Origin of the sequence: Halomonas meridiana (assembly GCF_009846525.1) — a bacterium.
In the GTDB taxonomy this organism is placed as follows: Bacteria; Pseudomonadota; Gammaproteobacteria; order Pseudomonadales; family Halomonadaceae; genus Vreelandella.
This window is the reverse complement of record NZ_CP024621.1, coordinates 2,757,063-2,778,239: the sequence shown is the minus strand read 5'-3', so window position 1 is coordinate 2,778,239 and position 21,177 is coordinate 2,757,063. Positions and strand designations below refer to the sequence as shown.

At 60.0% G+C, this 21,177-nt stretch carries 21 protein-coding genes and 1 riboswitch; of the genes, 15 read left to right on the top strand and 6 right to left on the bottom strand.

Going from position 1 to position 21,177, the window contains the following annotated elements; all coding sequences use genetic code 11:
* Nucleotides 1-4 precede the first annotated feature (4 nt).
* On the top strand, nt 5-1,003 hold the full coding sequence (locus CTT34_RS13340) for an alpha-E domain-containing protein (protein ID WP_159342860.1): 999 nt from the start codon (nt 5-7) through the stop codon (nt 1,001-1,003).
* Here CTT34_RS13340 and CTT34_RS13335 read toward each other — a convergent pair whose 3' ends face one another.
* Nucleotides 1,004-2,065, bottom strand: a complete 1,062-nt coding sequence (locus CTT34_RS13335; RefSeq protein WP_159342859.1) for a zinc-binding metallopeptidase family protein — start codon at nt 2,063-2,065, stop codon at nt 1,004-1,006. It abuts the gene before it with no gap.
* Between the two features lie 222 nt (nt 2,066-2,287).
* On the opposite strand from CTT34_RS13335, the gene CTT34_RS13330 reads away from it, so the two are divergent.
* Nucleotides 2,288-3,784, top strand: coding sequence for a CoA-acylating methylmalonate-semialdehyde dehydrogenase (locus tag CTT34_RS13330; protein ID WP_159342858.1), 1,497 nt, complete (start codon nt 2,288-2,290; stop codon nt 3,782-3,784).
* A gap of 49 nt (nt 3,785-3,833) precedes the next feature.
* Here the strand turns inward: CTT34_RS13330 and CTT34_RS13325 are convergent, their stop codons facing one another.
* On the bottom strand, nt 3,834-4,523 hold the full coding sequence (locus CTT34_RS13325) for a hypothetical protein (RefSeq protein WP_159342857.1): 690 nt from the start codon (nt 4,521-4,523) through the stop codon (nt 3,834-3,836).
* Nucleotides 4,524-4,697: 174 nt separating this feature from the next.
* Between CTT34_RS13325 and CTT34_RS13320 the strand changes: the two genes are divergently transcribed.
* From CTT34_RS13320 to CTT34_RS13305, 4 genes are all read left to right on the top strand, one after another.
* Nucleotides 4,698-5,309 (top strand): peroxidase-related enzyme, encoded by a 612-nt coding sequence (locus tag CTT34_RS13320; RefSeq protein WP_159342856.1) that lies wholly within the window; start codon nt 4,698-4,700, stop codon nt 5,307-5,309.
* Nucleotides 5,310-5,353: 44 nt separating this feature from the next.
* Nucleotides 5,354-5,457, top strand: a riboswitch (TPP riboswitch).
* A complete protein-coding gene (locus CTT34_RS13315; RefSeq protein WP_159342855.1) occupies nt 5,447-6,826 on the top strand; it encodes an SLC5/6 family protein in 1,380 nt (459 codons plus the stop codon). It overlaps the preceding riboswitch by 11 nt.
* Nucleotides 6,827-6,900: 74 nt before the next feature.
* On the top strand, nt 6,901-8,331 hold the full coding sequence (locus CTT34_RS13310) for a sensor domain-containing diguanylate cyclase (RefSeq protein ID WP_159342854.1): 1,431 nt from the start codon (nt 6,901-6,903) through the stop codon (nt 8,329-8,331).
* A 17-nt stretch (nt 8,332-8,348) separates the two neighbouring features.
* Entirely contained in the window at nt 8,349-9,317 is a 969-nt protein-coding gene (locus tag CTT34_RS13305; RefSeq protein ID WP_159342853.1) for a magnesium transporter CorA family protein, read from the top strand.
* On the opposite strand, the gene CTT34_RS13300 is transcribed toward CTT34_RS13305, so the two are convergent.
* Entirely contained in the window at nt 9,314-10,492 is a 1,179-nt protein-coding gene (locus tag CTT34_RS13300; RefSeq protein ID WP_159342852.1) for an MFS transporter, read from the bottom strand. The two genes, CTT34_RS13305 and CTT34_RS13300, sit on opposite strands and share 4 nt — an antisense overlap.
* 164 nt (nt 10,493-10,656) lie before the next feature.
* On the opposite strand from CTT34_RS13300, the gene CTT34_RS13295 reads away from it, so the two are divergent.
* The 3 genes from CTT34_RS13295 (at nt 10,657) to CTT34_RS13285 (ending at nt 13,533) form a co-directional block, all read left to right on the top strand.
* On the top strand, nt 10,657-11,235 hold the full coding sequence (locus CTT34_RS13295; protein WP_159342851.1) for an NnrU family protein: 579 nt from the start codon (nt 10,657-10,659) through the stop codon (nt 11,233-11,235).
* 64 nt (nt 11,236-11,299) lie between these two features.
* Nucleotides 11,300-12,472 carry an alcohol dehydrogenase catalytic domain-containing protein gene (locus CTT34_RS13290; protein ID WP_159342850.1) on the top strand — a complete coding sequence of 391 codons (1,173 nt, stop codon included), beginning with the start codon at nt 11,300-11,302 and terminating at the stop codon, nt 12,470-12,472.
* 11 nt (nt 12,473-12,483) lie between these two features.
* Nucleotides 12,484-13,533 carry a proline racemase family protein gene (locus CTT34_RS13285; RefSeq protein WP_159342849.1) on the top strand — a complete coding sequence of 350 codons (1,050 nt, stop codon included), beginning with the start codon at nt 12,484-12,486 and terminating at the stop codon, nt 13,531-13,533.
* A 14-nt stretch (nt 13,534-13,547) separates the two neighbouring features.
* Here the strand turns inward: CTT34_RS13285 and CTT34_RS13280 are convergent, their stop codons facing one another.
* On the bottom strand, nt 13,548-13,754 hold the full coding sequence (locus CTT34_RS13280) for a DUF1289 domain-containing protein (protein WP_159342848.1): 207 nt from the start codon (nt 13,752-13,754) through the stop codon (nt 13,548-13,550).
* Nucleotides 13,755-13,798: 44 nt separating this feature from the next.
* Complete coding sequence (arfB, locus tag CTT34_RS13275; RefSeq protein ID WP_159342847.1) at nt 13,799-14,215, bottom strand: alternative ribosome rescue aminoacyl-tRNA hydrolase ArfB; 417 nt, start codon at nt 14,213-14,215, stop codon at nt 13,799-13,801.
* Between the two features lie 108 nt (nt 14,216-14,323).
* Between arfB and CTT34_RS13270 the strand changes: the two genes are divergently transcribed.
* The 6 genes from CTT34_RS13270 (at nt 14,324) to CTT34_RS13245 (ending at nt 20,315) form a co-directional block, all read left to right on the top strand.
* Nucleotides 14,324-14,935: a flavin reductase family protein gene (locus CTT34_RS13270; protein WP_159342846.1), complete on the top strand. Its 612-nt coding sequence runs from the start codon at nt 14,324-14,326 to the stop codon at nt 14,933-14,935.
* A gap of 103 nt (nt 14,936-15,038) precedes the next feature.
* On the top strand, nt 15,039-16,196 hold the full coding sequence (locus CTT34_RS13265; protein WP_159342845.1) for an ABC transporter substrate-binding protein: 1,158 nt from the start codon (nt 15,039-15,041) through the stop codon (nt 16,194-16,196).
* Nucleotides 16,197-16,247: 51 nt separating this feature from the next.
* A complete protein-coding gene (locus CTT34_RS13260) occupies nt 16,248-18,359 on the top strand; it encodes a methyl-accepting chemotaxis protein (protein ID WP_159342844.1) in 2,112 nt (703 codons plus the stop codon).
* A gap of 126 nt (nt 18,360-18,485) precedes the next feature.
* A complete protein-coding gene (locus tag CTT34_RS13255) occupies nt 18,486-19,112 on the top strand; it encodes an SDR family oxidoreductase (protein WP_159342843.1) in 627 nt (208 codons plus the stop codon).
* A 173-nt stretch (nt 19,113-19,285) separates the two neighbouring features.
* Nucleotides 19,286-19,855, top strand: coding sequence for a DJ-1/PfpI family protein (locus tag CTT34_RS13250; RefSeq protein WP_159342842.1), 570 nt, complete (start codon nt 19,286-19,288; stop codon nt 19,853-19,855).
* 91 nt (nt 19,856-19,946) lie between these two features.
* Complete coding sequence (locus CTT34_RS13245; RefSeq protein WP_159342841.1) at nt 19,947-20,315, top strand: ribbon-helix-helix domain-containing protein; 369 nt, start codon at nt 19,947-19,949, stop codon at nt 20,313-20,315.
* 13 nt (nt 20,316-20,328) lie between these two features.
* Here the strand turns inward: CTT34_RS13245 and CTT34_RS13240 are convergent, their stop codons facing one another.
* Nucleotides 20,329-21,093, bottom strand: coding sequence for a DUF1499 domain-containing protein (locus CTT34_RS13240; protein WP_159342840.1), 765 nt, complete (start codon nt 21,091-21,093; stop codon nt 20,329-20,331).
* Nucleotides 21,094-21,177: the final 84 nt, after the last annotated feature.

Sequence of the window (21,177 nt, the reverse complement as noted above, 5' to 3'; positions counted from 1 at the left end):
CGCCATGCTGTCACGCGTTGCTGAAAACCTCTACTGGATGGCGCGCTACATCGAGCGTGCCGAAGATACCGCGCGGTTACTGAGCGTCAACAGCCATTTGATGCTGGACTTGCCTCGGCATTTGCCACTGGGCTGGGCGCCGCTCATCGAAATGACCGGGACGCTGGAGGCCTTCAATGCCCGCCATTCCAGTTTCGACGAGCGTAGCGTGGTGCACTTTTTGTGTGCCGATGCCCAAAACGGCAGCTCGATTCTCTCGGCGCTGGCGAGCGCCCGGGAGAACTTACGCACCACCCGGGACGTAGTGCCCCGCGAGATTTGGGAAGAGGTCAATCAGCTCTATCTTAACGTCGCGGACCACGCGGAAAACGGCGTGAGCCCTCGACGGCGAGACGCATTTTTGAAAAACGTCATTCGTGGCTGCCAAACGTTGACCGGGTTGATCGAAGGCACCTTGAGCCACGGCCCGGCGCGCACGTTCATCAAACTGGGCCGCCAGCTTGAGCGGGCAGATATGACCACGCGGATCGTCGATGTGCGTTCGGCCAGCCTGCTGCCGCAAAACCCTGAAGAGCTGCTGCCGTTCGAGAACCTGCAGTGGATGAGCGTCTTGAAGTCACTCACCGCGTATCAAATGTATCGTCAACAGGTCAGGCTAAGGGTGCGCGGCCCGGACGTGCTGCGTTTTCTGCTGCAAGATCCGCATTTGCCTCGCTCCATTGCCTGTAGTTTGGAAACCTTGGGGCACGAGCTACAGCTACTGCCCCGCCAAGACCGCGTCGCGGCGACGGTGTCGTTGGTACGAGCCGACGTGGTCGATGCGGATATTCAGGCGCTGGCGCACTCGCCGAGCAAGCTGCACGCTTTCGTGGACGAACTGCAAATTGGCTTTGCCGCCATCCACGATACGCTTAGCGCTACCTACTTCGTGAACGGCGACGGCGTTCCTCGGGTCACCCAGCGTCAAACCCAAAGCCACACAGGCGACCATGACAACGATTAACTAGGCCGCTTGAGAGCTGGCGTTCGCCTGTTGAATGAGTTCATGCAGGTACGCCAGCTTCTCACGCACCGCCGGGGCGATGACGCCGGGTGCCAAGTCCAGCAGGCCCATGTCACGATTGAGTTCGTTCACTGCCATGCCCACCTGATGAAACGCCTGAAGCATGCTCTCCAAAGAGCCGTCGTACTCGGCACGTGAGAGGCCCATGTGCAGTGCCGTATCCAGCACGGCCACCATGTCCAGATAGAAGGCAAACGTCTCGGCGAAATCCTCCCACGGATGCATGGCGGCGTAGGCGGAAATGAACCGCGAGGGCCAGTCTGCCGGCGCGCCTTGCTGATAGTACTGCTCCAGGGCTTCGCCATAGGTAGGGTGGTTGTGGTCGCCGAATACGCGAATGCTGGCGGCTTCGTCTTGGTCTTTGACCAGCAGATCCCAGTAGTAGTGGCCGATTTCATGACGAAAATGGCCGATCAGCGTGCGGTGGGATTCGTTCATGTCGACACGCAGCCGCTCACGCTCTACGTCATCGGCTTCTTTGACGTTGATGGTGATATGGCCGTTGGCGTGGCCGGTGTAGACCTTCTCTTGGTTCGCCGTGGAACGCCATAGACCGTGGTCGGGCAGCGCATCAGCCATGAACGAAAAGCTCAGCGGAACGCGGATGTCCTCGCCCTCGACGCCATGGGGAAGCTTGAGCAAATCCAGCGTATAGAAAAGCCGCCGTTTGGCACTCTCCAGCGCTGCCCAACGCTCCCGGTTGCCGTCGACCTCTAAATCGGGAATCACCTCGTTATAGCGGCAGCAGTCGCACAGCGTATCCGCGTGCCCTTCGGCCATCACGACCATCCGATTACAAACGTTTTCGACGGCGTAGTTGTGGCACTTCATCAGCGCCGTACCGCAGCCTTCATGGGTGCAGCGGTAGCCGCCGCTATCCAGCGGTGCCAGTGCCACGATATGACGACAAGCGGGGCACCAGCCTACCTCCGACTCACAGGCCAAGCAGTGAGTGTTCTCGAAAAACAGCGGATTGCCACAGCGGCAGCTAAACGTCTGCATGGATGCCTCCTTGTGATCACCACAGCGCATCTCACGAAGGTGAGTGCTGATACGCAACTGTCTCAGCATAGCGAGGCCCTGACTGAGAGGGAAAGCCAAATCGTCGCTCGATGCGGAAATTATCTTTGCCCAGAGGCTAATTGACGTTTACGTCAACTTGCTGATATACCCTAGTAGCGCCTTATTCGATCCCATAACAAACACAACCCGAGGAAACGCATCATGTCTGTTCGTGAAATACCGATGTATATCGATGGCCAGCCGGTCATGTCCCAAAGCCAAGAGTGGCGCGACGTGGTGAACCCAGCGACTCAAGAAGTGGTCGCCCGGGTGCCCTTCTGTACGTCCGACGAGGTCGAGCGCGCCATCGCCAGCGCCAAGACGGCGTTCAAAGAGTGGCGTAAAGTGCCGCTGGGCAAACGCATGCGCATCATGCTCAAACTGCAGGCGCTCATCCGAGATAACACGGCGGAGCTGGCGGCACTGATTACCGAAGAGCATGGCAAAACCCTGCCGGATGCGGAAGGTGAAGTGGGGCGCGGCTTGGAAGTGGTCGAGCATGCGTGCTCCATTACCTCGCTTCAGCTAGGCGAGCTGGCCGAAAATGCCGCCAATGACGTCGATGTATACACCATGCACCAGCCGCTGGGCGTGGGAGCGGGCATTACGGCCTTCAACTTCCCGATCATGCTGCCCTGTTTCATGTTTCCGCTGGCCATTGCCACGGGCAACACCTTCGTGTTGAAGCCCTCCGAGCAGGACCCCAGCTCGACCATGCGGCTCGTAGAGCTGGCGCACGAAGCAGGTATTCCTGCCGGGGTTTTGAACGTGGTCCACGGTGGGCCGGATGTCGCTAACCAAATTGCCGACCATCAGGATATCAAGGCACTGTCGTTCATCGGTTCGACCCATGTGGGGTCACTGCTGTACAACCGCGCTGCCGCCGCAGGTAAGCGCATGCAGGCCATGATGGGCGCAAAAAACCACTGTGTCGTCATGCCGGATGCCAACCGTAGTCAAGCCATCGATAGCCTGCTGGGCTCTGCTTTTGGTGCCGCCGGTCAGCGCTGCATGGCGAACTCGGTGGTCGTGCTGGTGGGAGAGGCGCGCGAGTGGATCAAAGATATCGAAGCCGGTGCGCGCAGTATGACCGTGGGGCCGGGTACTCAGCGTGAAGCGGACCTAGGGCCGCTGGTATCGCCACAGGCCAAGGCCCGCGTCGAGCGCTTGATTAGCGCAGGCGAAGCAGAGGGCGCCACGCTGCTGGTGGATGGTCGCGGCTACACGGTCGACGGCTACCCGGATGGTAACTTCGTCGGACCGACTCTGTTTTCCGATGTGACGGCAGACATGACGATCTATCGCGAGGAAATTTTTGGCCCGGTGCTGTGCGTTGTCAACGTCGAGACGCTGGACGACGCCATCGCGTTCATTAATGCCAACCCAAATGGCAACGGCACCTCGATCTTCACCAACTCGGGCTGGGTAGCACGGCGCTTCGAGACCGACATCGACGTGGGCCAAATCGGTATCAACGTGCCGATTCCAGTGCCGGTGGCTTATTTCAGCTTTACCGGCTCTCGGGCCTCGAAACTGGGTGACTTGGGGCCCAACGGTAAGCAGGCGATTGCCTTCTGGACCCAAACCAAAACGGTCACTGCCCGCTGGTTCGAGCCGGAAAACGTCTCAAGCGGTATCAACAGCACGATTTCGCTATAGCGCGCCCTGGGCGCAGTAAAGCGCCTCCTCGGCCGAGGAGGCGCGCAGCTCAATAACGTTCGAACAGCGGCAGGCTTTCCGAGAGCAGTTGGGCGATGGGACCCAGCTGACTTTCGTGAAGGACTAGCAAATAAGGCGCGTCCTGCTCCTCGCTGATGGGCACCAGCAGCGCAAACTCGCCCTCCTCCAAATGAAACTCATGGATCTCGCGAGGGCCGTGGGGGGTGTCGCACTGGGAGCAGCGGTAGGTGTCATCTTCGCCGTAAACCAAGCGGTGGTACATCTTGAACAGCGTGTAGAGGGCGAGCCCACCTTCGAACGCGGGCCAACGGGCCGGCGTTTCGCGGATGTCGTCGGTCAGTGCGTTGCCATCTGCTTCGGCATCGGCAATGGCGTCGGCTAGCGGCTCGGCCAGGATGGCGGTTTGATCTGCGGGCAACGGTGCGTTTTTCTCGGCAGCCGTAGCGAAGCGCGTCACGGCGGCATCGAAATCTGTCAGGCTGTGCAGGGTAAAGTCGGCGTGCTGCAGGTCGGCGGGTTCGAAGCCACCGTTCTCCCAGCCGTGAATCACACGAAGCGTTACCTGACCTCGCTTCATGGGGCGGGCCAGCAGGGTGTGAAGCATGACGCGGATATGCAACTGACGCTCATCCGTATCGTTTTCGAACGCACGGTAAGGGTCGGCGAACAGTTCATGCAAACGCCCTGGCGTGTGCTCTTTTGCTTCGGAGTATGACATGGTGGTTTCCCTGTTAGTACACCGCTTGGCTAATAGCGTACGGCTCTTATGACATTAAATCATTAAGAGTATGGCGAGCGTTAAGGCGTATTGAAAGACTCTTTAGTTAGCAATTTGTTACGAGTAAACGCCATTCAGCAGTTAGGCGCCACGTTACAAAAAACAGGAGTGCGTATGTCTGTCTCGATAAGTCGATTTACACTTCCTGAGACGCTAGAAGAAGTTCCCGAGGATATCCGGGAAGCCATGTTAGCGGTGCAGGAAAAAGCGGGCTTCGTACCCAACGTATTTCTCATGCTCGCGCATCGTCCCCAGGAGTTCCGTGCTTTTTTTGCCTATCACGATGCGTTGATGGACCGGGCGTCCGATACGCTGACGAAAGCGGAAAAAGAGATGATCGTCGTGGCCACCAGTGCCCGTAATCGCTGTTTGTACTGCGTTGTCGCCCATGGCGCGCTGGTGCGTATTTATAGTAAAGACCCTTTGCTGGCGGACAATATCGCCATTAATCATCGCGTGGCGGGACTCAGCGAGCGTCATCGGTTGATGCTCGATTTTGCGCTGCATAGCGCCATCGAGCTGGGGGAGTTTTCAACCGAGTGGCAAATGCGCCTGGAAACCGTTGGGTTTACCTTGGACGACTGTTGGGACATTGGTGCCATTGCGGCCTTTTTCGGCATGTCCAACCGCTTGGTGACGCTGGCGGGAACGCCGCCCAACGCCGAGTTCTATACGATGGGGCGCGTCCCCAAACAGCCGGAGGAGAGTGCTCGGCAGACCACCTGAGACTTTACTAATGCGCTAGTTTGATTGAGGATGTCGCCTCCATTCACTGTCGCCAGGGGAGCCCCATCGGGGCTGAGAATGCGCGTAACGCAGACCCTGGAACCTGATCCGGTTCGTACCGGCGGAGGAAGCGCGACATGCCTTACCTAACGTCTCTCGTATTAGGCGCAGCGTTGTGCTGCTTTGCTTTTTTGGGCCTTCGGGCCCGCTTTGGTGGCGGTTCGTTGGATGACTATGTCACCGCCCGCAATTCTCAAACCGCGTCTACCTTGGGGCTCTCCTTTTTGGCCTCGGGTATGGGGGCGTGGATTCTGTTTGCGCCCCCGGAAATTGGCGCGTTCGTGGGCCCCGTAGCGCTGCTGGGCTATGCGCTTGGCTCGGCGCTGCCTTTCATCGTGCTGGGCCTTTATGGCCCCAAAATACGCCAAGCGCTGCCGGAAGGGCGCAGCATCGCCGAGTTTGCTGATACGTGCTACGGCACGGGCGTGCGCCGCTTCGTCGCGCTCGTTTCCGTGGCTTACATGGGCTGCTTCCTGGCTGCTGAACTCACCGCCATCGGGGCGATTACCGCGCTACTCTCCGACGTGCCTCCTGCCGTGGTCATCATCGGGGTGGCGCTCACCACGCTGGTCTACACCGTGATGGGTGGGCTTCGGGCAAGTCTCGCCACCGACCGCTGGCAAGCGTGGCTGCTTTTGGCACTGCTGCTCGCCGTCGCCAGCGTAACGCTCTGGCGACTACCCAATATGCCGAGTGACGCACAACTCCCGTCGCTCCCCATCGGTAGCTCGCTCAGCGTCGCGTTGACGCTGGTGATCGCCGTGACGGCAGCGAACTTGTTTCACCAAGGCTATTGGCAGCGGGTATGGGCGGCCCAAGACGACGCGAGCCTGGGGCGCGGTGCCTGGCTGGGCGGCGGCCTGACCGTTCTGGTCGTCATGGTGATCGGTGGTGTTGGCATCATGGCAGCGATGAGCGGGGTCAGCCTCGGCGAGCCGCCCATGCCGTTTTTTGCGCTGCTTAGCGATGCCCCGGTATGGATCACGCTGCCATCCCTGGTCCTGGCCGTCACGCTGGTCACCTCGAGCGTCGACACTTTACAAAACGGTATTGCGTCACTGTGGGCCAGCGGCCACCGGTCCGAGGCCCTCAACAAAGCGCGCTGGCTCACCGTGGCCATCATGCTGCCCGTGATCGTGATTGCTTTACAGGGGCTGTCGGTGCTGCGGTTGTTTTTGATTGCCGACCTGCTGTGTGCAGCGATCGTGGTGCCGGTGCTGCTGGGCTTGTGGCAACGAATGACACCGACGGCTGCGATCAGCGGTGGGCTAGCGGGGCTAGTAGGCGCCGTGCTGCCTGGCTGGCTGAGTCAAGGTAGCGTCAGCGCGGGAGTATTGGCCGCGACGTTCCCCGGCAGTGTACCGACACTGGGGCCGTTCGTGGGGGCGCTGCTGCTCTCCACGGTGGTGAGCGTGGTGTGGGCCGGGTTGACCCCGCGGCGTATCGCCGTGCGTTAAGTGGGGCGTTGAGCAGAAAATTCCGTTTCACGGTATGCTGTTAGGGGACTGATGACCACTTAGGTGTGATCGCCATGAGCCACCTGTTACCCCCTAACGAAACCGCCCGTTTGGCTGCGCTTAACGAGCTGGACCTGCTGGATACGCCGAACGAGCCCGTTTTCGATCGCATCACGCGGTTGGTCACCGTGCTGCTCGGCGTTCCTAAGTCCACCATCAGCTTGATCGATACCGACCGTCAGTGGTTCAAGTCGCAAGTAGGCATGGAGTTCTCCGAGAGCCCCCGGGACATGGCATTTTGCGCCTATACCGTGCTGGAGGACGAACCGCTGGTGGTCGAAGACGCTCAGAGTGACGAGCGCTTCGCTACCAATCCCATCGTGACGAAACCCGGCGGCATCCGTTTTTATGCCGGGATACCGTTGCGCAACTCCCATGGTCTAGTGCTTGGATCGCTGTGTGCGATGGATACGCAGCCGCGCCAGTTGACTCCTCAGGAACAAGCTGCGATGCAGGATTTGGCCGATATCGTGATCGGCGAAATTCATCTGCGCGAGCGGCTCATCAACGAGCAGAAAATTCGCGCCGCCACTCAGCAGTCGCTCACGGCGCTTCATCAAAGTCTTGAACAGCGTATTGAGCAGCGCACGCGTGAGCTCAATTTGGTGATCGAGTCTGCCTACGACGCCTACCTGAGCATCGATGCGCAGGGGCGCGTGTTGGACTGGAACCGGGCCGCCGAAAGCATGTTCGGCTGGAGCCGCAAAGACGCGTTGACGCGCCCACTCACCTCGCTCATGTTCCCACAGGGGCTGACCTGTGACGACGCCGCGATGCCCTTGACCTGCGACGCCATACGACGAGACGGGGTTCGCTTGCCGGTCGAGGTGCGGCTAAAGAGCTTTGAAGTGAATGGCCGCCCGCGCCGCAGCGTCTTCATCCACGACATTACCGAACGCCAGCAGCTTGAGCGTCTGCGTGACCAGCAGGCCCGAGAGGACGTACTGACGCGCTTGCCCAATCGTCGCGCCCTGGATGAGCGGCTTCCCGAAGCGATGGCGCGGGTACGTCGTACCCTGGCGCCGCTTGTCGTGCTGTTTCTGGACCTCGACGGGTTCAAGCGCATCAACGACCAGCACGGCCACGGCATGGGCGATGAGCTGCTGCGTGAGGTCGCGCAGCGCCTTCAGAACGCCGTCCGCGAGACGGACTTCATTGCCCGTTGGGCGGGAGATGAGTTCGTCGTACTGCTCGAAGGGGTGACTACCGAGGCTCTTGAACCGTTGGCAAACAAGCTGATTCAGGTGATCGAAGAGCCGCTACACGTGGGGAGTGCCACGCTGCGAGTGAGCACCAGCATTGGCGTGGCGCTGTTCGTGCCCAACGCGGCTGAGACGCCACAGGAGCTGCTGAAACGTGCCGATGACGCCATGTATAACGCCAAACGCGCAGGTAAAGCGCGTGTCGCGTTGGCGCGTCCGGCGGATACCCCCAACCCTCTTTAACGAACCCAGGGACGCGTATGATTCGTTGTTTATTGACCACCCCAGAAGGCGATGTGCGTGAGGGCGATTTGAGCCTGATGGACGAGTGGAAACGCATGCCCACGGCACATCTGTGGGTCGATATGAAAGGCGAGAGCGAAACGCAGGAGCGTGACGTGCTAGAGCGTTTCGATTGCCACCCCATGGCGATCCAAGATGCTCATAAAGAGCGCCACCCCCCAAAGATCGAAGAGTTCGACAATCACACGCTGATCATCTATCGCGGTATTTCGTCGTTCGATGCCCAGCTCAATTTCGTGCCCCAGCAGGTCTGTTTCTTTGTTGGCGAGCGTTTTCTGGTCACGCTGCACCCCGGCGAGGCGCTCAGTATCGAGCGTTTATTCAATGAGCACGGCAAAGCCCTGCTGGCCCAATCGCCCGAGCAGGTCGCGTTAAGAGTGATGTATACCTCTGCGGGCTTTTACATCGACAGCTTGCTGGAGTTCGAGACGGAGTTGAGCGATCTCGAAGATGAGCTGCTGGAGAACGGCAACGATGTGTTGATGCGTAAAATCACCACTTACCGTTCTCGTCTGGTCAAAATGCGCCGCATCTTCAGCTACCACAAAGGCATCACACAAGAGCTGACGGCGTATGATTACGCGCATTTACCCCGAGGCGAAAGCGAAACGCTGCATGCCATTACCGATGTCGAAGAGCGTTTCGAGCGACTCTATACGCTGACGCAGATGTACTACGACATTTGTGGTGATTTGGTCGATGGCTATATCTCCATTTCGTCTCACCAGCTGAACATCACCATGCGCGTATTGACGGTGATTACCGCTATTTTCGTTCCGTTGACGTTTATCGCCGGTATTTACGGCATGAATTTCGAGTACATGCCTGAGCTGAGCTATCAGTACGGCTACTTTTTCGTTTGGGGCGCCATGCTCGGAATTGGTGGGATTCTCATTTGGCTGTTCAAACGGAAAGACTGGTTTTAAAGCCCTTGCCGAACCGTCAACTGCCGCAGACGGTACGCCAGCAGCATCAGCCCCAGTGCAATCAGTAGCCAGAGCGTGGCCAGTAGAATGGGAAACGCCTGGGCCCCCGCCATATCCAACAGTGGCCCGGTCAGTGACGGGATGACCAGCGCACCGCTGCCCGCAGCGGTGAAGATGGCGCCGGTGGTGCGTCCCCGCATGACGATCGACTGGTTGCACAGCGCAAACAGCGTGGGGAAGAAAGCCGAGGCGGATAGGCCAAACAGCAGCGCGCCGACGCTAAGCGGCAGCGCGTTGGCGTGCAGCCCTGCCGCCGCGCTCAACCCCAGCGCCAAGCAGCCGGCAAGCACCTGCCAAGGTGAGCAAACGCGCAGCAGCGGAATCGCCAGCAGACGCCCTGCCGATAGCGCCAGCCAAAACAGCGTTGCCAGCAGCGCCGCCTGCTCGGTGCTCAACCCAGAGAGCGTGCCATACGCGGTAACCCAACCGGCGAACGTAATCTCGATGCCCACATAAACGGAAAACAGCAGCATGAATAGCCCCAGCAGTAGCGGGTCGCGGTGCTTGAGGGCGGCCGCGGTGTCGGGATGAGGGTCGACGGCGGGCATGGACGGGCTGACGAAGCGGGACAGCGGCCACAACATGACCGCCACGCTAGCCGCAACGATCCAAAACGTGAGATGGAACTGCCCGGTGAGCGATAGCGCGGCAATCATGATCAACGGCGTCAGCATGTTGCCGAAACTAAAGCAGAAGTGCAGGGCGCTCACGTTGGGGCCTGCCGCATCTCGATGCAGCCATAGCAGCAGCGTGTTGCCTCCCGCGTTGAGCGATACCTCCGCAAACCCCAGCAGCATGAATAGAAGCGTCAACAGCAGCAAAAGCGGGCTAAGCGGAGCCACGGCTAGCCCAGCCACCGCCAGCACGCCCATCATCACCAGCACGCGGTGGCCGTTGAAGCGGTCCATGAGCAGCCCGGTGACCATCGCGCCGCTCATGTTGCCCACGGCGCGTGCGGTAAACAGCACGGCGATCTGGCTCATGGAGGCACCGCTGACCTCGGCCAGGTGCGGCAGGGCCGGGCCAAGCAGGCCGCCGGTCATGCCAATGGCAATGAACAGCCCAAAATAGGTCCAGGTGAGACGGCGATGGTACGTCGAGGGGAAGTGAAGCATACCGATCCTTGGCGAGGGCAGAGGCACAGTCAGTCGTCTAGCTTGACGGGTTTTGCTCTCCATCACTATTGGCGAAAAGTTGACGCCGCGCCATGTGGTTTGCCAAGGAGTGTGGCATGCTCCCACTCGACCAACGACTTGCAACTCACCGGAGAGTGACCACCATGACCCTCATGATCTTAGGCCTGCTGATCTTTTTAGGCGGGCACTCGGTACGTATCTTTGCGGAATCCTGGCGACAGCAGCAGATCGCTAACCGTGGCCAGAGCACGTGGAAGCTGGCTTACTCCGTGGTGGCCCTCATTGGCCTTGCCATCGCCATATATGGCTACGGTCAAACGCGCCTCGACCCTATCCACCTATGGTTTCCGCCGATGGGCTTACGCCATGCAGTGGCGCTACTGATGCTGCCCGCCTTCATCATGCTGGTGGCGGCGTATGTGCCGGGCAATGCGATCAAAGCCAAACTGGGCCATCCGATGATGCTGGCCGTCAAAATTTGGGCGTTTTCGCACCTGCTTGTGAATGGCCGACTGGGCGATGTGCTCTTCTTTGCTGCGTTTCTCGTCTGGGCAATCTTGGCGTTTAAAGCCGCGAAACAGCGTAGCCGTCAACAGCCCGCTGCACCGGCAACGACCTCGCTGGCGGCTACGCTGGCCACGGTGGCGATCGGCGTAGTGGCGTATGCCCTGTTTGCCTTCTACTTACACCCGGTGCTCATCGGTGTGCCGGTCTTCGGCTAGTCCCTTGAACCTCGCCCGGCGTTTGTTATTGTCGCGGCATATGCACTGAATAAGGAGCCCACCCATGGCCCATACGGATAACAGCGCGGCGATACCGGCCACGATGTCGGCGATGCTTTTGACCGGCCACGGTGATGTAGACGTTCTGCAGTACCGCCAAGACGTGCCCACGCCACAACCTGGCCCCGGCCAGGTGTTGGTGCAGGTCACGGCCACGGCGAAAAACAACACCGACCGCAAAGCACGCGAAGGGCTATACCCCACCAAAGGGAAAGAGGACGTCACTTCGTTTGCCATGGGCGGCTCCCCAACGCTGACGTTCCCTCGCATACAGGGGGCAGACGTGGCTGGGCGGATCGTCGCCGTGGGGGAGGGCGTTGACGCCCAGCGCATCGGCGAGCGCGGTCTGCTGGATTTCAACCTATACGCCGATGAGCGTCGCGACATCAACCTGACGCCGGACTACTATGGCCACGGTGCCGATGGCGGCTACGCCGAGTACGTGGCGGTGCCTGCCGATCAGTTCCACCACGTGGCCAACCCCGAATTGCACGATGCGGAGCTGGCGGCCATGGGCATGTGCTCCTATCAAACGGCCTATCACATGATGACCGCCGCTAACGTCCAGGCGGGCGAGCGCGTGCTGGTCAGCGGTGCCAGCGGAGGGGTCGGCACGGCATTGATTCAACTCTGCCGCATCGTCGGCGCGATTCCCTACGCCGTCAGTCAGCTTGATAAAGCCGACGCGCTGCGCTCGCTGGGCGCAGAAGCGGTGATCGATCGGGGTGACTTACCGACGTTTGTCGAGCGTGTGTTGGCGGAAACCAAGGGCCAAGCCATCGATGCCGTGATGGATCTCGTGGGTGGCGAGATGACCGACCTGTTCATCGATACCATGATTGGCGATATGCAGCGCCGCACCACGTATCCCCGGCTCTCCATTGCCGGTGCTAGCGGTGGCAATCTTAGCGAAATCATGTGGACCCGCATTTACCTGTATCAGGTGCAGATATTCGGGGTCTCCCACGGCACTCGCGAGGAGGCAGAGCAGCTAATCGCCTGGATTCGTAGCGGTGAGTTGAAGCCGGTGCTGCACGGCGCGTTCAAACTCTCGGCATTACATCAGGCCGAGCGCTATTTCGTGAACCGGGGCAGCAACTACCTGGGGAAAATCGTTATTGTCCCCGATGCTCAGTGGGACACCCACGGTGCACCGTTTGCCATTACCACTGCCTAGGAGCCGGGTGAGTGAAAAACCTTCATACGATTCAATTGTTGGACACACATGCCGGGGGCGATGTGAGCCGCATCGTCACTGGCGGTATCGATACGCTGCCCGGTGCCACGGTTCGCCAGCAGATGGAGTACCTGCGTGACGACGCCGATGGGTTGCGCCGTTTGCTACTGGAAGAACCCTACGGCATTCCCGAAATGTCGGTGGATCTATTGGTGCCCGCCACCGACCCAGAAGCAGTTGCCGGGTACATCATCATGGAAGTGATGGGTTACCCAATTTACTCGGGCTCGAACACGCTGTGTACGGCGACGGCCGTGCTCGAGACCGGTATCGTGCCCAAGCAGGAGGGGATTCAGCGCTTCAAGCTGGAAGCCCCGGCGGGCTTGGTGCAAATCGAAGCGCGGGTGCATAACGGCGTGGTGGAATCCGTGACTTGCGAAGGTTTGCCCAGCTATATCGATACCTACCGCGACACCATCCAAGTCCCGGGGATCGGTGAAGTGACTTACTCGGTCGCTTACAGCGGAGGCTTTTACGCTCTGGTCGATGCCGAGGCGCTGGGCTTCAAACTGGTGCGTGATGAAGAGCAGGCGCTGGCGGCGTGCGCTCACAAAATCGTCGAGGCGATTCAGGCGCAGCGCGGCTTCTCCCACTACACCCTCGGGGATGTGGGGCCGCTGCCGTTTTTGCACTTCATGGGGCCAGAAGAGCCGGTGGCGGAAGGCTATATCCGCTCTCGCTCCACGACGTATGTTCACCCTAGCGTGATTTGTCGCAGCACGACGGGCACCGGTACGTCGGCACGGCTGGCATTGATGAATTACGAAGGGCGGTTAAAGCTGGGCGACAAGTTAGAAACGATATCGCTGCGGGAGACAGGTTTCATCGGTACCTTTACCGGTACGCATCAAGAAGGCGCTTACCAAGTAGTAGAAAACACCATTACCGGACGCAGCTACGTGCTGGCGGAGTCTAATATTGTCATCAACTGCGATGATCCGATGGTGGCCTGTGGTGAACTTCACCATATCTTGAGCGACCGCCACGACGAAGAGCGTTGAGCGATCCCAAGCGTTCACTCTGGGGCGGCATCATCGGACTGCCGCTCGACATAGCCCGCTTGTTCGATACGTTTCCATACCGGGGCCTTCTCGGCCTCGGTCATGCTTCCCCAGCAGGCAATTTCATCCAGCGTACGTCCGCACCCTTTGCACACCTGGGTGCTTGGCACGATTTGGCAAACGTGGATACAGGGCGAAAGCGGACGGGGTGTCGTTGGCATCAAGGTCACTGTGTCAGGTAGAGAGAAAAGCGGCGCGTGCAGCGCTAGCTTACCGGCACTTTACCACGCAGCGACTTGATTTTGCCTTTGCGGGTTTTGTGATCGACCCGGCGGCGCTGGGAGCCCTTCGTGGGTTTGGTGGGACGGCGCGTTTTGGGCTGTTTGGCCACGCTCTTGATCAGCGCCTGAAGACGCTTCAAGGCATCCTCTTTGTTCAGCTCCAGCGTGCGGTAACTCTGGGCTTTGATGATCACCACGCCCTCTTTGCTAATGCGCTGATCCGAGAGGGCCATCAGCCGCTCTTTATAGACCGGCGGTAGCGTCGAGCGCTGAATGTCGAAACGCAGGTGCACGGCAGAGGCGACTTTGTTGACGTTTTGACCGCCAGCCCCCTGCGCGCGAATTTGGCTCAAGTCGATTTCCCAATCGGCCAAGCTAACGCTGTTGGAAATAGTGAGCATTCAGATCCTTCGTCTTTCAATGTGCGTACAAGGCTAACACACTTGACAGGGGGCGGGCGTCGGCGGCCTATTAAGGGCATCGTTATCACCCAGTGATCAGGAGCGCCCATGGATACCCTACTTGAACAGTCCCCGCTCAGTGCAGGCACGCTCTATCGCTTGCTGTCGGGCAGCGTGTGCCCAAGGCCCATTGCGTGGGTGGCCACCCAAGACAAGCACGGTAACGCCAATTTGGCGCCGTTCTCGTTTTTCAACGTCGCCAGCATCGATCCACCCATCCTGGCGTTTTCGCCTTTGCTGGATGGTAGCGCGCAACCCAAAGATACGCTGCGCAACTTGGCAGAGGTCGATGAGTGCGTGGTGCATATAGGCACGGAAGGGCTGGTCGACGCGCTCAACACCACCAGCGCGAGCCTGCCCAGGGGGGAGGACGAGTTCACCCTGGCAGGGCTCGAGAAGGCCGCCATGCCGGGCGTTCGCGTGCCTCGCATCGCAGCAGCCCCGGTGGCGTTTGGCTGCAAGCTGGTGGACGTGGTTCGCTTTGGCGACCGGCCGCTGGCAGGCAGCCTGGTGCTGGCGCAAGTCGTCGCGATACATATCGACGATGCGCTCTGGGATGGACGGCATGTGGATATGGAGGCGCTCCAGCCCATCGGCCGTTTGGCTGGGAGCGACTACGTGCGTATCACCGACCGTTTCGCCATCGAACGTCCCTCTTAGTCCAAGACACGTTTTATTACATTCTGTTTAAAGCTAGCTAGGCTTAAGTCGTATATTCTTCCGCCGATAAGAGAAAAAAGCACTACGATGTGGGGGAGAATCGATGCGACGAATCACGACATGGCTCATGACGGCGGGACTATTGGCCGCACCACTGGCGCACGCAGCGCTTGAGGTTGGCATGGTGGCCCCAGCGAGCGGCAGCGCGGCGCCGTTGGGCATCGGCATGCAGCAAGGGGTGCAGGCCTATTTCGCCCAACTCAACAGCGAAGGCGGCATCGGTGGAGAAACGCTCAGCCTAACGACCTTCGATGACCAATACTCGCCGCTGCTGGCGGCCAAACACACCCGCGACCTGGTGGGAAATGACAACCTGTTGGCGGCCATCGGCAACGTAGGAACACCCACCGCCGCCGTCACTATACCCATCTACAACCAGGAAAAGACGCTGCTATTTGGGGCCTTTACCGGCGCCGGTATTTTGCGTCGTTCCCCGCCAGACCGCTACGTGATCAACTATCGGGCCAGCTACGTGCAAGAGACGGCGACGATGATCGAGGGTCTGTTGGCCGCCGGTATCGAGCCTGAGGAAATCGCATTTTTTACCCAGAACGATAGCTTCGGCGATGCGGGCTACAACGGCGCGATTCGCGCGCTCAATGCGCAGGGCTTCTCGAACACGTCTCAGCTCGTGCATGGCCGCTTCACTCGCGGTACGCGTAACATTCACCAAGGCCTTGCCAGCATTCTGCAAGCGCCGGTCACTCCTCGGGCGGTGATCATTGTCGGCACGTTTGGCCCCGCTGCGGATTTCATTCGCGAAGCACGACAAGACCTGCCCGATGCGCTGTTCCTGAACGTCTCGTTCGTGGGTAGCCAAGCGCTGCTGGACACGCTCGGCCCGCTGGCCGAAGGCGTCATCGTGACGCAAGTCGTGCCCCCGTTGGACGCCGACCTGCCTGCGGTCGAAGAGTACCGTCAGGCACTGGCGGAATTCGCGCCCAATGCCAACCCGGACTTTATCTCCTTGGAAGGCTATTTGGCCGCCAAACTGTTTGCCGAAGGCGTCAAAGCCGCAGGTGATCAACCAGATCGTGAAGCCATCGTGGATGGCCTGTTGAGCCTGGGCAGCATCGATATCGGCGTTGGCGAGCCGCTGACGCTAGGGCCGAACGACCATCAAGCCAGCGATGCCGTATGGCCCACCATCATCCGAAACGGCCAGTTCGAGCCGGTGGATTGGAACAACTTAGTGCAGTAATCGTGGTTCCATATTCCGTATGCATTATCTCTGACACAGCGAATACCCCTGATGAAAAAAACCATAAGTATCCGCGCGATGCTCATTAGCCTCTTTGCTGCCGCCGTGCTGGGTAGCATGGTGCTGGCAGGTACGGGTTGGATGACCAACCAGCGGCTGATCAACGTCCAGCACTTTGTGACCGATGAGGTGCTGCCGCTGCAAGACGCCAGCCGTAGCATGGTGTTGACCATGGGGGCCTTTGGGCAGCGCCATGCCGACCTGCTGGCGGTCGACAGCAACCAAGCGCTAGATGACGTGACGCCTCGTAGTGAGTTGGACGCGCGCTATCGCCAAGCGCGTACGGGGCTGGCGCGTATCGAGCAAACCGATGCCGCCGAACAGCTTGCCGCGCTGGACAACGAGTATGACGCATTGCTGGCCGGTGACGAGGCGCTGGAAAACGTGCGCCGTGATGCGCTGACTCTGCAAGCGCAGATGGACGAGCAGATCGTTCAGATGCAAGCGGCCATCACCAACGTCATGCGCAGTGCCGAAGACATTGCCGGGCGTACTGCCTTGGCTCAAGTGCGTGAAGAGCGCCGCCAGCGGGAACTGATGGAAGCCTGGCGGGAGGAGGGCACCACGACGCTGCCTACCCAGCTGCTGGATAACATGTTTACCGCCCGGGTCGATATTGGTCGCCTGAGTGGCAATGCGCGCATGGCCGTCGCCACGCTGTCCGATTTAGGGCGGCAAATGATGCAGGTGGATAGCATCGATGCCCTGGTCAACCTGCGTAGCAACGAGATTTCCCAACAGGTGTCGCTGGCGCGCCAGTCCCTGGCGGCGATCGCCGAGGCGCCCAGCACCACCGTCGAGCAGCGCGCCCTGATCAGCGAACTCGATGAGGTCATCGTCGAGCTGAACGGCGTGATGGTGGAAGACGCCGATTCGGTCTATGCGCTGCGCCAGCAGCAGTTGGACCTGGGGGCCCAAGTACAGGCCGCACTGACCAATGTGGCTGCCGCGACGACCGAAATGCGCGCAGCGCTTAGTGACATCGAAGCCTATACCGTTGCCCAGGCAGCCAGCGCCAGCGAAGAAGCCGAAACGCTGGCCAATGCAGGGCGTACGCTACTGATTTTGGTGACGGCGGGGGTCATCGGGGTACTGGCCATCTTTGGCTGGCGCACGCTGGTACGTGTGCTTGGCCCGCTGGTGGCCATGCGTCGTCAAATGGAGAGCATTAGCGGTGCCGCCGGTGAAAACGCCGACCTCTCCATGCGGTTAGCGCTTCAGCGTAACGATGAGGTCGGCCAAGCCGCCCAGGCGTTCAACCGGATGATGGACACTTTCGAAGGCATGGTGTCGCAGATTCGTGAAAGCGCCGAGGCGATTGCCGCCAGCAGCCGCCAAATCGCTTCCGGCAATGAAAACCTGTCGCAGCGCACGGACCAACAGGCGGCATCGCTGGCGGAGACGGCCTCCAGCCTCGAGCAGATTACCGCCACGGTCAAGCAGACCGCTGACTACGCCGATCAGGCCAAAGGAGCCAGCAGCAGTGTGGATGATCGGGCACGCTCTGCAGGCGACGTGGCTAAACGCACCACGGCCGCCATGAGCGATATTCGTCAGGCGAGCGAGAAGATCACGTCCATCATCAAGGCCATCGACGACATCGCCTTCCAGACTAACCTGCTGGCGCTGAACGCCTCGGTAGAAGCGGCCCGTGCCGGTGAGCAGGGGCGCGGTTTTGCCGTGGTGGCACAGGAAGTGCGCAAGCTGGCGGGGCGCAGCGCAGAAGAAGCAGCGCAGATTCGCCATCTAGTGGACGACAGCGTGCAAAAAGTGAGCGAAGGCGAGCAGTTGGTCAACGCGTCGAGCCATCACTTGCAGGACATCATCGACAGCCTCTCGGAGGTAACCCGCTACGTCACCGAAATTGCCGATGCCACGAAAGAGCAGTCGGCGGGTATCGATCAGATCAACCAGGCCATCTCCCAGTTGGATCAGGTGACACATCAAAACGCGCGCTTGGTTCAAGATGCCTCCAGCGCTAGCCAAACGCTGGATGAGCGCGCGGGCGACATGCATACCCTGGTCAGCCGCTTTCACGTCAGTCCCAGCGCCGGACAACAGGCTGCGCTGCCTGCTCGTGAGGAGCACGCGCGCCTGACGTAAGCCGATGAGCGGGACCGACGTTCTTACCGCGGGCACCGAAAGGTGCCCGCGGTTTTTGCCTCTAGGGTTGAACTTTAGGCGTGCCGCCTACACTGATAAAGCAGACACGATAGACAAGGAGGCAAAATGACGACCCTAGTGATTGGTGCCAATGGTCAGATCGGTAAACAGTTCTGCGCGTTAGCCCAAGAGGCTGGTACGCCCATCAAAGCCATGATTCGCCATGAAGAGCAGGCCGCCTGGTTCCAAGAGCGGGGCATTCAAACCGTCGTGGGCGACTTGGAAGGCGACATGGAACACGCCTTCGAAGGGTGCGATCAAGTCGTCTTTACCGCCGGTTCTGGCCCGCACACCGGGCCGGACAAAACGCTACTCATCGATCTGTTTGGCGCGATCCGTGCGGCGGATATCGCCAGCCAGCAGGGCCTGTCGCGTTACATCATGGTCAGCGCCATTCGGGCGGAAAAACCCTTGGAAGCCCCCGAAAAAATGCGCCCCTACATGGCCGCCAAATTCGCAGCCGATGCGCATCTGCGGCACAGCGACGTTTCCCATGTGATTTTGAAGCCCGGCCGTCTCACCGATGAGGCGCCGACGCACAAATTCGCCAACAGCGTCGAGGAAGCGGGAGACAACCAGATCTCCCGGGCCAACGTGGCTTATGCACTGCTTCGCGTGGTGCAGACCCCGAGTCTCATCAACCAGGAGATAACACTGCTGGATGGGCAGCGGCCCATCGACGCGCTGCTGTAATCGATATCCATCCAGCTCAAGCCCGCTCGTTCGTAGCGGGCTTTTTTTTATGATAAGCGGGTGCCATTGGGCGTGTAGTAACGGCGTACTACCTATCCCGCCTGATGGCTTGCTAATCTGCCATGACACGCCCACCGCGTGCTCGACCGACGACAATCACAAGGAGAACGGAGATGAGCAGCAAACGCATTTTAATGATCACCGGCGACTTCACCGAAGATTACGAAACCATGGTGCCTTTCCAAGCGCTGATGGCGGTCGGGCATCGCGTCGATGCAGTCTGCCCGGGTAAGGCTTCGGGAGATACCGTGGCCACAGCCATTCACGACTTCGAAGGCGACCAAACGTATACCGAAAAGCCAGGCCACCGGTTTGCCCTCAATGCGGATTTCGCAAGCGTCGACCCGGCGGATTACGACGCCCTGGTCGTGCCCGGCGGTCGAGCGCCGGAGTACCTGCGGCTCAATCAAGACGTGCTCGCCATGGTGAAACACTTTTTCGATACCCAGAAACCGGTCGCGGCGATCTGCCACGGGGCTCAACTGCTGGCGGCAGCCAAGGTGCTGGAGGGCAAGCAGTGCTCGGCGTACCCCGCTTGCCAGCCCGAGGTCGAACTGGCCGGTGGTCGGTTCGCAGCGTTAGACGTCACCGAGGCGGTGACCGATGGCAACCTCGTCACGGCCCCCGCTTGGCCCGCCCACCCCGCTTGGCTGGCGCAGTTCATGGCGCTACTCGACAAATAGTGGCCTCGTCGTGAAGGTGCGTGCCTCTGCTGGGCGCGCACTCGCTCAGCCGCTATGCTAATCGGAGACGGTTGGTTTGGAGGAAGTGACCATGTGCAAACTGTTTATCGATGCGGACCCGGCACTGTGGCGCAGCGCCACGCACTCACTGCGTATCGATGGCATGGTGACCAGCGTGCGGATGGAGAACTATTTCTGGCAACTGCTGGAAGAGATTGCCCAGCGCGACGGAATGAACACCGCGCAGATGATCACCCGGCTGTACCATGAATCGATCGATGCCGGGCATGACCTGGGTAACTTCACCTCGTTCTTGCGGGTGTGTGCGCTGCGCTACCAGGCGCTACAGCTAAGTGGGGAGATTCCCGCCAGCGTGACCGTGCCCATTGGCGAGCTGGACGCCCAGCAGATTTTGGCCCGCGAACGTACGCGGCATGACCACCAAAAACGCGTTCACTAAGGTCGGCCCGAAGCTACTCCAACCGTTTGCGTAGTGCGTTCAAAAAGGTCTCGATGCGCAGCGCATTGGTGCCCACGTCGCTGGCACCCAGCCGCGATGCCGACCGCATGTCCACCTGAGTACGCTCGCCCTGTTCGGTCAGTCGAATCACCACGTCATCCTCAAAGCCAAACCAGCGCGTCACGGCAGTGGCTTCCAAACGGGTCGGGGTGATCTCGGCAATGTCCCAGCCGGCGGCATCTACTTCGGCTTGAACCGCGGCCAGCACGGTCGCGGCGGGAGCATTCACCACCAGGGGTTGTACGTTCGGGTAAGCGGTCCGCTGCTGCTCGGCGGTGTCATCGCCTGGATACGCCACCCCGTTAGGGGCCGCCTCGCGCTCATCGCGTAGGGCAACGAATGGGGGCGGCTGCTGGGTATCGGTGGTGATGTCATGGATCACCGGCGCTTCTTGGGCGCGCTGCCACTGTTGCCATGGCATGTAGAGTAGGGCGGCCGTGGCAAGCAGAACGCCAATGGCCGCGATAGCCGTTCCCCCGCGCCGCAGGATGGCACTGACCAGCAGCACGAGTACGCTCAGCGCGACGGCGGCCGTCGCCGCATAAACGCCGTTTCGCAGTAGGTTGAAGGCCTCCCCTAAGGAGATCCACTGCCAGCGATAGGCGGGACCAGCGCCTGCCATGAGTAGTGCCGCTGCCAGCAGCGCCAGCACGCTCAACCAAACGATGACATGGAGCCAGCGGCGTTTGGCGGGCTGATGTGGGCGTTGTCTAACCATAAGCTCCCTCTTTGTGATTGCCACTCAATCGTCACGCATTGGCAACAGCATAGCCAGCGATGTGGTAGCGTGGCTATCTTTCTC

Excerpts from the sequence above, each read along its gene's own strand:
- CTT34_RS13340 (WP_159342860.1), top strand. The coding sequence starts at position 5 with ATGCTGTCACGCGTTGCTGAAAACCTCTACTGGATGGCGCGCTACATC.
- CTT34_RS13335 (WP_159342859.1), bottom strand. The coding sequence starts at position 2,065 with ATGCAGACGTTTAGCTGCCGCTGTGGCAATCCGCTGTTTTTCGAGAAC.
- CTT34_RS13330 (WP_159342858.1), top strand. The coding sequence starts at position 2,288 with ATGTCTGTTCGTGAAATACCGATGTATATCGATGGCCAGCCGGTCATG.
- CTT34_RS13325 (WP_159342857.1), bottom strand. The coding sequence starts at position 4,523 with ATGTCATACTCCGAAGCAAAAGAGCACACGCCAGGGCGTTTGCATGAA.
- CTT34_RS13320 (WP_159342856.1), top strand. The coding sequence starts at position 4,698 with ATGTCTGTCTCGATAAGTCGATTTACACTTCCTGAGACGCTAGAAGAA.
- CTT34_RS13315 (WP_159342855.1), top strand. The coding sequence starts at position 5,447 with ATGCCTTACCTAACGTCTCTCGTATTAGGCGCAGCGTTGTGCTGCTTT.
- CTT34_RS13310 (WP_159342854.1), top strand. The coding sequence starts at position 6,901 with ATGAGCCACCTGTTACCCCCTAACGAAACCGCCCGTTTGGCTGCGCTT.
- CTT34_RS13305 (WP_159342853.1), top strand. The coding sequence starts at position 8,349 with ATGATTCGTTGTTTATTGACCACCCCAGAAGGCGATGTGCGTGAGGGC.
- CTT34_RS13300 (WP_159342852.1), bottom strand. The coding sequence starts at position 10,492 with ATGCTTCACTTCCCCTCGACGTACCATCGCCGTCTCACCTGGACCTAT.
- CTT34_RS13295 (WP_159342851.1), top strand. The coding sequence starts at position 10,657 with ATGACCCTCATGATCTTAGGCCTGCTGATCTTTTTAGGCGGGCACTCG.
- CTT34_RS13290 (WP_159342850.1), top strand. The coding sequence starts at position 11,300 with ATGGCCCATACGGATAACAGCGCGGCGATACCGGCCACGATGTCGGCG.
- CTT34_RS13280 (WP_159342848.1), bottom strand. The coding sequence starts at position 13,754 with ATGCCAACGACACCCCGTCCGCTTTCGCCCTGTATCCACGTTTGCCAA.
- arfB (WP_159342847.1), bottom strand. The coding sequence starts at position 14,215 with ATGCTCACTATTTCCAACAGCGTTAGCTTGGCCGATTGGGAAATCGAC.
- CTT34_RS13270 (WP_159342846.1), top strand. The coding sequence starts at position 14,324 with ATGGATACCCTACTTGAACAGTCCCCGCTCAGTGCAGGCACGCTCTAT.
- CTT34_RS13265 (WP_159342845.1), top strand. The coding sequence starts at position 15,039 with ATGCGACGAATCACGACATGGCTCATGACGGCGGGACTATTGGCCGCA.
- CTT34_RS13260 (WP_159342844.1), top strand. The coding sequence starts at position 16,248 with ATGAAAAAAACCATAAGTATCCGCGCGATGCTCATTAGCCTCTTTGCT.
- CTT34_RS13255 (WP_159342843.1), top strand. The coding sequence starts at position 18,486 with ATGACGACCCTAGTGATTGGTGCCAATGGTCAGATCGGTAAACAGTTC.
- CTT34_RS13250 (WP_159342842.1), top strand. The coding sequence starts at position 19,286 with ATGAGCAGCAAACGCATTTTAATGATCACCGGCGACTTCACCGAAGAT.
- CTT34_RS13245 (WP_159342841.1), top strand. The coding sequence starts at position 19,947 with ATGTGCAAACTGTTTATCGATGCGGACCCGGCACTGTGGCGCAGCGCC.
- CTT34_RS13240 (WP_159342840.1), bottom strand. The coding sequence starts at position 21,093 with ATGGTTAGACAACGCCCACATCAGCCCGCCAAACGCCGCTGGCTCCAT.